The following is a 7,607-nucleotide window of genomic DNA, read 5'->3' as shown; positions in this document are numbered from 1 at the left end:
CTTAATTATTAAGCCCTTCAAATATATAATTAAATGCGAAAAGCGAACAAAGCAGAATTCTGATTACCAGAAAACTAGTTTTGTTCGCTTTTTATATTTGAGGTCGGACTTTTGTCCCAGACTCTTTATGTATCGTGTAAAAATGAGCTAGAACAAGATGGAATGAAACTACTATGATGAACAGAAAAGTTGAAAGAAGGGCTTTTCTCACACAATCAATCCCTTACAAAAGAAAGATGTACTAGAAAAATCGCTTGAATTTGTTCAAAACTTTTCGTTTCGAGGCTGTCGGAGATGGTTATATTACGTTGCATAGTGCCTCTGGGATGTGTGAGTTAAAAGTGAAACTTTCTTTTTAACAAATCTTAAAAAGAAGCAGTCTATCAACTTGAGAATGTTCTAAAACAGTTTGTAACAAAAATACCAGAATCAAGCCAGAGTTGGTAGTTCTGACAAAAATCAAATCTTTAGTCAGGTCCAGAGGGGCTAAAATCGGAAGTGTAGCAATCAAATGGAGATATTGTTTTTAACTTCGTATAGATTACACCACAATGACGCTCCTTGTCTTTAGTTATCAGATTAGACAGTAAATGTTTTTTGCAAGTGGATAAATATGGTAAAATATAGTTATTGGTACAATTTACTCTTGTGGAAAGGAGTTTTTCTATGAAAAAGAAATGGATTTTATTGCTTATGATGGGCTTAATAGGCTTGACATTGAGTTCCTGTGTATTATTTCCTAGGAAAACGGGGAGAGTCAAGTCGTCTTCAACGAGTGAGACTTTCTCTTTAAGAGGCGATAGCAGCTCAAGCACCAGTGCGGATGATAGTTTGGTCACTGCAGAAACCAAACGTGTCGGTTCAGATGACTATGGCTACATCAGCATTCCAAAGAACTGGGTTAAGTTTACTGATTTAGGTGGTGGAGACAGTATCCAGTATACAGATGGTTCCGGCTACAACATTGTCAGTATGAATGCCTATACGAAGGAAAAAGCTAATATTGGAGAAGGTGAGGATTTCACGGCTGAGACAATCGCAAATCGCATATATTATAATTGGAGCGAGAATAAAGAGGCTGAGAAATTTTGGGGAGCAAAAACGACTGTTTCAGGAAATGATGCTTATCAAGTAAATGTCAATATGAAATCTGGTCAATACCTCACTAGCTGGATTTTCAAACAAAAGGATAAGATCTATCTCATCTCCTTTGAAGGGGACTCAGATACTCTCGGTAAATTCGTTTATTATATTGAATACACTTGGGATGAAAAGCTAGAAGAGTCAGGAAAATCGAATATCTAAAAATGAAACAGCAGTTTTTTATTAAAAGCTGCCGTTTTTTTATTTTATGGTATAATGCTAAGTGTCAAATGCCTATGAATAGAGAGAATGAGAGACCATGCCTCAAGAAATTGACCTTGAAAAGTACCACCAACTAGCCCTGCAAAAGCAGAAAGAACACCGAAAATTTTTAGCCAGTCTCAAGAAAAAGCCACCAAAAAACCTCGATAAGATTGCCCAGCAGATCCATGATGAAGTCTTTGAGGAGATTGACTGTACAGCCTGCGCCAATTGCTGTAAAACTCTGGGGCCAGACTTTAAGGAAGCCGACATTGTCCGCATTGCCAAGTATTTCAAGATGAAGCTGCCAGTTTTTGAAGAGGAGTTTCTGCAGGTGGACGAAGACGGTGACAAGGTTTTCAAGGCGATGCCTTGTCCTTTTTTAGGAGGAGACAATCTCTGCTCAATCTACGATGTCCGTCCCAAGGCCTGCCGTGAGTTCCCTCACACAGACCGCAAGAAGATTCATCAGATTAATCATCTGACCATCAAAAATACCCTGACCTGCCCAGCGGCTTATCTCTTTGTGGAGAAGCTGCGGGAGAGATTGTAGAAATCCCCTAAATCTTGTACAAAAATTCTGGGGCGAAAGTATCTTAGAACTGCTAGACTATAGTTAGAATTGAACACGGCCTAAAAGTTGTGTGAAAAAGATGAAATTTTCTCGGAGCAGGAGCCCCTCCGTCAATTTTCCTATTTTCACTTTGCTTTTAATGGCCTTAGTATCTTTTGTGAGGTGAAAAAGAATATGATGCATCAATTCAATCGAACCATGGAATATCTGGAAAGCAAGTTGGACGCAGAAGTGGATTTGCAGAAATTCCAGCAGCTATCGGGCTATTCTTATGCTCTCTTTAGTAGGCTCTTTTCCATCCTAGCAGATACGACTTTAGCAGAATACTTGCGCAATCGCAGGCTGTCAGAAGCTGTGACGGACTTGCGGGAAAGCTCTGAGAAAGTCATTGACATAGCGATGAAATACGGCTATGAGTCTGCGGATGCCTTCAGCGCAGCCTTTAAGAAATTCCATGGTGCAACCCCCTCAGAAGTTAGGAATGGAAAACCTTATCGGGTCTTTCCTAGACTTCAATTATCCTTAAAGATTACAGGAGGAAAGAATATGGATATCAAGATTCAAAAGAAACCTGCTTTTACTGTAGCAGGCGTCCTATTGGAAGCTATCGACAATAGCCAGTGCCCATCTGCTTGGGAGCAGCTCTATGCAAATCACAGCTTTGAAAGCTTAGAAAGTATGGGCAGTGGCCAATCCTTTGGCCTCTGCTCTGATGTCAAAGAGGGTGAAATCATTAACTACATGGCGGCTTATGATGTGACGGATAAAGCGAAAGCAGAAGCCCTAGGCCTTTCTATCAAGGAAATCCCAGCAGCTGAATATGCCATCGTACCAGTCAAGGGGGCTATACCTGCCAGCATCCACCATGCTTGGAAATATGTTTTGGAAGTCTTCTTCCCAGAAACAGGTTATCGCCACTCAGGAGCACCAGACTTTGAAGTTTACACCGAGGGAGACATGTCCTCGCCAGACTATCAAATGGAACTCTGGATACCAGTGGTGAAATAAAATGGTGATTGCAAGTCATTTTTTAGGCGTTGATTACAGAGGAGGATGATGCTATGCAGATGTATTTTGGGGACGTTTCTCTTTGTTATACATATTCACTTGCGATGGCGCTGCATTCGTATGGTTATGATGTTCGCCCTGAGTTTTTGGAAGCCATTATGGTAATGGGAAATGGCGCTAGTATTATAAAGGAAGATGAAAAACACCCCTTAGTCTTCTTTGATAATGGGATGCCAGATAGTTCTATCAGCCATTCTTTAGACATTCTGGGTTTTACATATGATGAATACTATATAAAGGATTCAAATGCGGTGAATCTTCTCTCTATCAGAGAAATGTTAAGTAAGTTCTTGCTCAGCGGGCCAGTTGTTCTTGGCTCTTTGGACATGGGTTATCTCACTTATAATCCCAATCATATCCATTTGTATGGGGTGGACCATTTTATTTCGGTTTATGATCTAGATGATGAATTTATCTATTTGCATGATCCAGCAGGCTTTGCTTGTATGAAAATGAGTTTCTCAGAATTTTCGAATGCCTGGGAAGCTAAAAATATCGACTATAAAAGAGGTTCTTTCTCCATGTGGGGAAACTTCCAAAAAATCAAATCTCCTACTTTCAAAGAAGTTTACCAGAAAACATCTATGTTGATGAAACAACAATATGAACGTGGCGAGGAGAATGTGATAGCAAGATATGCTAAGTCGGTAGCGGACAATGGCTTGAATGAAGAACAAAAGCATCTTCATCAATACTTTAGCTTCAAATTAGCTTCTATCAGAAATCTATACATGAGCAACTTCTTAAAAGACCACGATACGGTCAGATTTGAACTAAAAGAAAATTTAGCAAAATTGTTTGGCCAAGCTCATCTATTTTGTATCAAGGAAGATTATCAGAAACTATCAGAAGTCTTGTTTGATATTGCAGCGCTAGATAATAAGTTTAGAGATTTGTGTATTCACTATAAAGAAGAGTAGAAGAAGTTAGAAAAACGAAGATGCTGTTTGGAAAATAAAAGAATGTAATGCAGCAGGATCAAAGGAAGGGATGCCAAGCTATTAAATGGAACTTTGATTCCAGAGGTAAAATAGATTAGAAATCAGCCGTTTATTTTTGAGCGGCTGATATTTTTGTGGCTTGTGGTATAATGAAGCTATTATAGTTACAGAAAGGACTTCAACCTTGTCATACAAATTTCTACTTTTCGACCTAGATCATACGTTGCTGGATTTTGATACGGCAGAAGACATCGCCCTGACTCATTTTTTGGAGGAGCAGGGTGTGACGGAGATTCAGACCTACAAAGACTATTATATTCCCATGAACAAGGGGCTTTGGCGGGAACTGGAGCAGGGTAAAATTACTAAGCCGGAGCTGGTCAACACTCGCTTTTCTCGTCTTTTTGCCCATTTTGGCATTGAGAAGGATGGAGCCGAGTTAGCCTTTCTCTATCAGCAGCATATTGCTCAGCAAGGACAAACATATGCTGGTGCTAGCGAGCTTTTGGACAGTCTGACAGCAGCTGACTATGAGATTTACGGAGCCACCAATGGCATCACGGCTATTCAGACCGGCCGTATGGCCCATTCCGATATTTCACCCTATTTTAACCATATTTTTATCTCGGAAAAGATGGGAACTCAGAAGCCCGAAGCTTTGTTTTATGAAAAAATAGCAGAGCAGATACCAGATTTTGACCTGTATCAGACTTTGATGATTGGAGATTCTTTGACAGCAGATATTGCTGGTGCTAATAATGCAGGCCTGGACTCTCTCTGGTACAATCCCAAAAAGCTAGAAAATGAAAGTCTTGCTCAACCGACCTATACTGTCTCTTCTTATAACGAGATTATCAGACTATTGATTCCGTAAGGAGGTCGTTAATGAAAAAAATTCTTGCCTTATTCTCTCTTTTGGCTAGTTTATTGCTACTGTCATCCTGTTATGCTAGTAAAGAAGAGGTTGACGAAAGCATCCGCACGACGAAGGCTCTCTTTGAAAAAATGCCTTTTCAACCAATCAAAATTACTTCTGATGGGAGTTACCATTATGAGGGAGGCGGTGCGACGGTAGATTTGTATTTCTCAGAAGAAGATATCCAAAAGTATCCTATTCTAAAATACCATCCACAACGAAAGGGGAGTAAAATAGAGTTTTACGAGATATTTTACGGAGAGCGTACGGCATACCAGCTACTGGAATGTTTGGTAGACCAAGAAGTAACGAGCTTAATTTTTAAAACTCAAGAAGAAATGGAAGATGACATGATAGCTGAATACCAGCAAAAATCAGGCTTTGACAGAGCTATCTTTCAAACTATAAGTATATCGCCCTCTAAAAAGGTTGATGATTCAGACAGCCTAAATAAATATCTCATGCTATATAGTATATTTTTAGTCGAATCCAGGAACAATCCGGAAAATCATGATAAGCTAAAAGAGATTGTCCAAAAGATGGATAAAGCAGGTCTTTTAAAATGGTCTTTCGAATTTCATTCAGACCAAGTACTGGATGAGAAAGCTATATCAGAAGACGAGGTAAAAAGCAGGTCCTATAATAGTCGTAGTGGAGGCACAGAGTATTATGCTCCGGAGACCATTAATAAGTATATGGATTTAGGTGCTTTTCCTAAAGATGCTTCAGTCAAATTGTATTTTAAAAAATATGAAAATTTTTCTGGACAGATTATTTTAAATAACGAGAAAGACTAATCTCAAGAAAAATTTCAACTCTGTCAAGAAAAAAACTTGACAGCTGTTTTTAATCTGCTATAATAGAACATGTGCTTAATAGCTCAGCTATTTCACCGAAATAAAAAATAAGAAAAGAGATATTTTAAAAATGGCAGTAAAAATCCGTTTGACTCGTATGGGTTCTAAGAAAAAACCTTTCTACCGTATCAATGTTGCAGACTCACGTTCACCTCGTGACGGTCGTTTCATCGAAACAGTTGGAACTTACAACCCACTTGTAGCTGAAAACCAAGTGACTTTGAAAGAAGATCGCGTTCTTGCATGGTTGGCTGATGGAGCTCAACCTTCAGATACAGTTCGCAACATCCTTTCAAAAGAAGGCGTATTGAAGAAATTCCACGATTCAAAATACTCTAAATAATAGAAGTGCAGGTTGATATATGGACACGATTGAAAATCTCATTATTGCGATAGTGAAACCTTTGATTTCACAGCCAGATGCCTTAACTATCAAGATTGAAGATACGCCTGAGTTTTTAGAGTATCATCTTGATCTTGATCCAAGTGATGTTGGACGTGTAATCGGTCGTAAGGGGCGTACTATCTCCGCTATAAGGACGATTGTTTACTCTGTCCCAACCGAGTACAAAAAAGTACGCATCGTCATTGATGAAAAGTAAAAGCAACGAATTTTCGTTGCTTTTTTAAGTGGGCAAAAGAGGATCTTCACTTATTGTTACTGTTGATAAAAGTTTTTTAAAAGCTGCTTCACATGGAGCAGCTTTTTAATCTAATTCGTTGCGATTTCATTTAATAAATCGTCAGCAGTGGTTGTTGGATTGATGCGAACACGATTGAGTGAGAGTAGACCATCAGCAAGTGAAGCAAGGCCGTGATTGGTTGTTACTCCCATCTTATAGCCGAGGCTTTCAGCTATTTGCAGAGTAGTATCGCTGTAGCGTCCGGATGGATAGGCAACAGTTGTGGTGTTTTGTGAGAGATTGTTATCCAAAAAGGCTTTTGAATCTCGTAATTCAGTGGTTTGCTGATCAGCTGATGTAGCAGAAAGGTCAGGGTGATTGACAGTATGATCCTCAAAAGACATGCCCTGTGCTTTCATCTCTTTCATCTCTTCCAGAGTCAACATATCCTCTCGGCCTGCTTCGACAAATCCAGTGATGACATTGTTGGTGGCCTTCATTTGGTACTTTTGAAGCAACGGGAAGGCGTTGGTGTAAAAGTCTTTTAAACTATCATCAAATGTCAGCCAGACCACTTTTTTATTTTCAGGCAGGACGTTTTCTGTCAAGACCTTGTAGGCTTCATCAGGAGTCAAAGTATAATAACCAGCTTCCTTCAGAGCCTGCAAGTGGCTTTCAAAAGTGCTAGGATCTACAATTAAACCAGCATTTGCAGCTTCAGAGGGATCCATCACATGGATAGCATGATACATCAAAATTGGAATTTTAACTGGCTGATCCTGCTTTACCCATTTTACGGTTGAAGCCTTGCTCGAATCATCTTCATTTGCAACATTAGAAGCAGGTGTAGAGGTGGATTGCACTGTCTGACTACTTTCAGTGATCTGTTTGTTGAAGGAGAATTTGGTATTCCAAAGATAGAATCCTCCTATGACCAAAGCGAGGAGTAAGAAGAGGTTGAATATAGCTAAAAAGATAGCTCTTTTCTTAGCTTTGCGTCTTTGCATGCGATTTCCAGTGTGTTTACCTGCCATAATATCTCCTTCTAATCTTATGAACTTTTAAATTTTTACCTATATTATAACAAATCTACAAATAGATTTGTAGGCATTTCTATATAATTTTGTTATAATATTTTTTATATAAGAAATATTCAAGGAGTTCTTCATGTCTGTTAAAATTGCTTTACTTGGTTTTGGAACGGTTGCCAGCGGTGTTCCTTTCTTACTGAAAGAAAACGGTGAAAAGATTGTTCAGGCTGCCCATTCAGAGATTGAGGTAGCT

9 protein-coding genes and 1 pseudogene are annotated in these 7,607 nt (G+C 39.2%); 9 read left to right on the top strand and 1 reads right to left on the bottom strand.

Annotation, left to right across the window (positions count from 1 at the left end):
• The first annotated feature begins 666 nt into the window (after positions 1-666).
• The 8 genes from STRDD04_RS03025 (at position 667) to kphA (ending at position 6,302) form a co-directional block, all read left to right on the top strand.
• Positions 667-1,305 (top strand): hypothetical protein, encoded by a 639-nt coding sequence (locus STRDD04_RS03025; RefSeq protein ID WP_062199248.1) that lies wholly within the window; start codon positions 667-669, stop codon positions 1,303-1,305.
• Positions 1,306-1,402: 97 nt separating this feature from the next.
• A complete protein-coding gene (locus STRDD04_RS03020; protein ID WP_062199246.1) occupies positions 1,403-1,897 on the top strand; it encodes a YkgJ family cysteine cluster protein in 495 nt (164 codons plus the stop codon).
• A 195-nt stretch (positions 1,898-2,092) separates the two neighbouring features.
• Complete coding sequence (locus tag STRDD04_RS03015) at positions 2,093-2,926, top strand: AraC family transcriptional regulator (protein WP_062199243.1); 834 nt, start codon at positions 2,093-2,095, stop codon at positions 2,924-2,926.
• Between the two features lie 53 nt (positions 2,927-2,979).
• A complete protein-coding gene (locus STRDD04_RS03010) occupies positions 2,980-3,906 on the top strand; it encodes a cysteine peptidase family C39 domain-containing protein (RefSeq protein WP_062199242.1) in 927 nt (308 codons plus the stop codon).
• A gap of 205 nt (positions 3,907-4,111) precedes the next feature.
• On the top strand, positions 4,112-4,801 hold the full coding sequence (locus STRDD04_RS03005; RefSeq protein ID WP_062199240.1) for a pyrimidine 5'-nucleotidase PynA: 690 nt from the start codon (positions 4,112-4,114) through the stop codon (positions 4,799-4,801).
• Positions 4,802-4,812: 11 nt separating this feature from the next.
• A complete protein-coding gene (locus STRDD04_RS03000; RefSeq protein ID WP_062199238.1) occupies positions 4,813-5,640 on the top strand; it encodes a hypothetical protein in 828 nt (275 codons plus the stop codon).
• Positions 5,641-5,770: 130 nt separating this feature from the next.
• Entirely contained in the window at positions 5,771-6,043 is a 273-nt protein-coding gene (rpsP, locus tag STRDD04_RS02995) for a 30S ribosomal protein S16 (RefSeq protein WP_062199236.1), read from the top strand.
• Between the two features lie 19 nt (positions 6,044-6,062).
• On the top strand, positions 6,063-6,302 hold the full coding sequence (gene kphA, locus STRDD04_RS02990) for an RNA-binding protein KphA (protein ID WP_005590445.1): 240 nt from the start codon (positions 6,063-6,065) through the stop codon (positions 6,300-6,302).
• Positions 6,303-6,412: 110 nt separating this feature from the next.
• Here the strand turns inward: kphA and STRDD04_RS02985 are convergent, their stop codons facing one another.
• Positions 6,413-7,357 carry a polysaccharide deacetylase family protein gene (locus tag STRDD04_RS02985; protein ID WP_062199233.1) on the bottom strand — a complete coding sequence of 315 codons (945 nt, stop codon included), beginning with the start codon at positions 7,355-7,357 and terminating at the stop codon, positions 6,413-6,415.
• Between the two features lie 133 nt (positions 7,358-7,490).
• On the opposite strand from STRDD04_RS02985, the pseudogene STRDD04_RS11675 reads away from it, so the two are divergent.
• A pseudogene (locus STRDD04_RS11675) lies at positions 7,491-7,607 on the top strand (homoserine dehydrogenase); the annotation flags it as partial.

The organism is Streptococcus sp. DD04, assembly GCF_001578725.1.
GTDB classification, from domain to species: Bacteria; Bacillota; Bacilli; order Lactobacillales; family Streptococcaceae; genus Streptococcus; species Streptococcus sinensis.
The sequence above is the reverse complement of the archived record's forward strand: the minus strand, read 5'-3'. Positions and strand labels throughout refer to the sequence as shown.

What these genes read in the sequence shown, in the direction of transcription:
- STRDD04_RS03025 (WP_062199248.1), top strand. Translation starts at nt 667, where the DNA reads ATGAAAAAGAAATGGATTTTATTGCTTATGATGGGCTTAATAGGCTTG.
- STRDD04_RS03020 (WP_062199246.1), top strand. Translation starts at nt 1,403, where the DNA reads ATGCCTCAAGAAATTGACCTTGAAAAGTACCACCAACTAGCCCTGCAA.
- STRDD04_RS03015 (WP_062199243.1), top strand. Translation starts at nt 2,093, where the DNA reads ATGATGCATCAATTCAATCGAACCATGGAATATCTGGAAAGCAAGTTG.
- STRDD04_RS03010 (WP_062199242.1), top strand. Translation starts at nt 2,980, where the DNA reads ATGCAGATGTATTTTGGGGACGTTTCTCTTTGTTATACATATTCACTT.
- STRDD04_RS03000 (WP_062199238.1), top strand. Translation starts at nt 4,813, where the DNA reads ATGAAAAAAATTCTTGCCTTATTCTCTCTTTTGGCTAGTTTATTGCTA.
- rpsP (WP_062199236.1), top strand. Translation starts at nt 5,771, where the DNA reads ATGGCAGTAAAAATCCGTTTGACTCGTATGGGTTCTAAGAAAAAACCT.
- kphA (WP_005590445.1), top strand. Translation starts at nt 6,063, where the DNA reads ATGGACACGATTGAAAATCTCATTATTGCGATAGTGAAACCTTTGATT.
- STRDD04_RS02985 (WP_062199233.1), bottom strand. Translation starts at nt 7,357, where the DNA reads ATGGCAGGTAAACACACTGGAAATCGCATGCAAAGACGCAAAGCTAAG.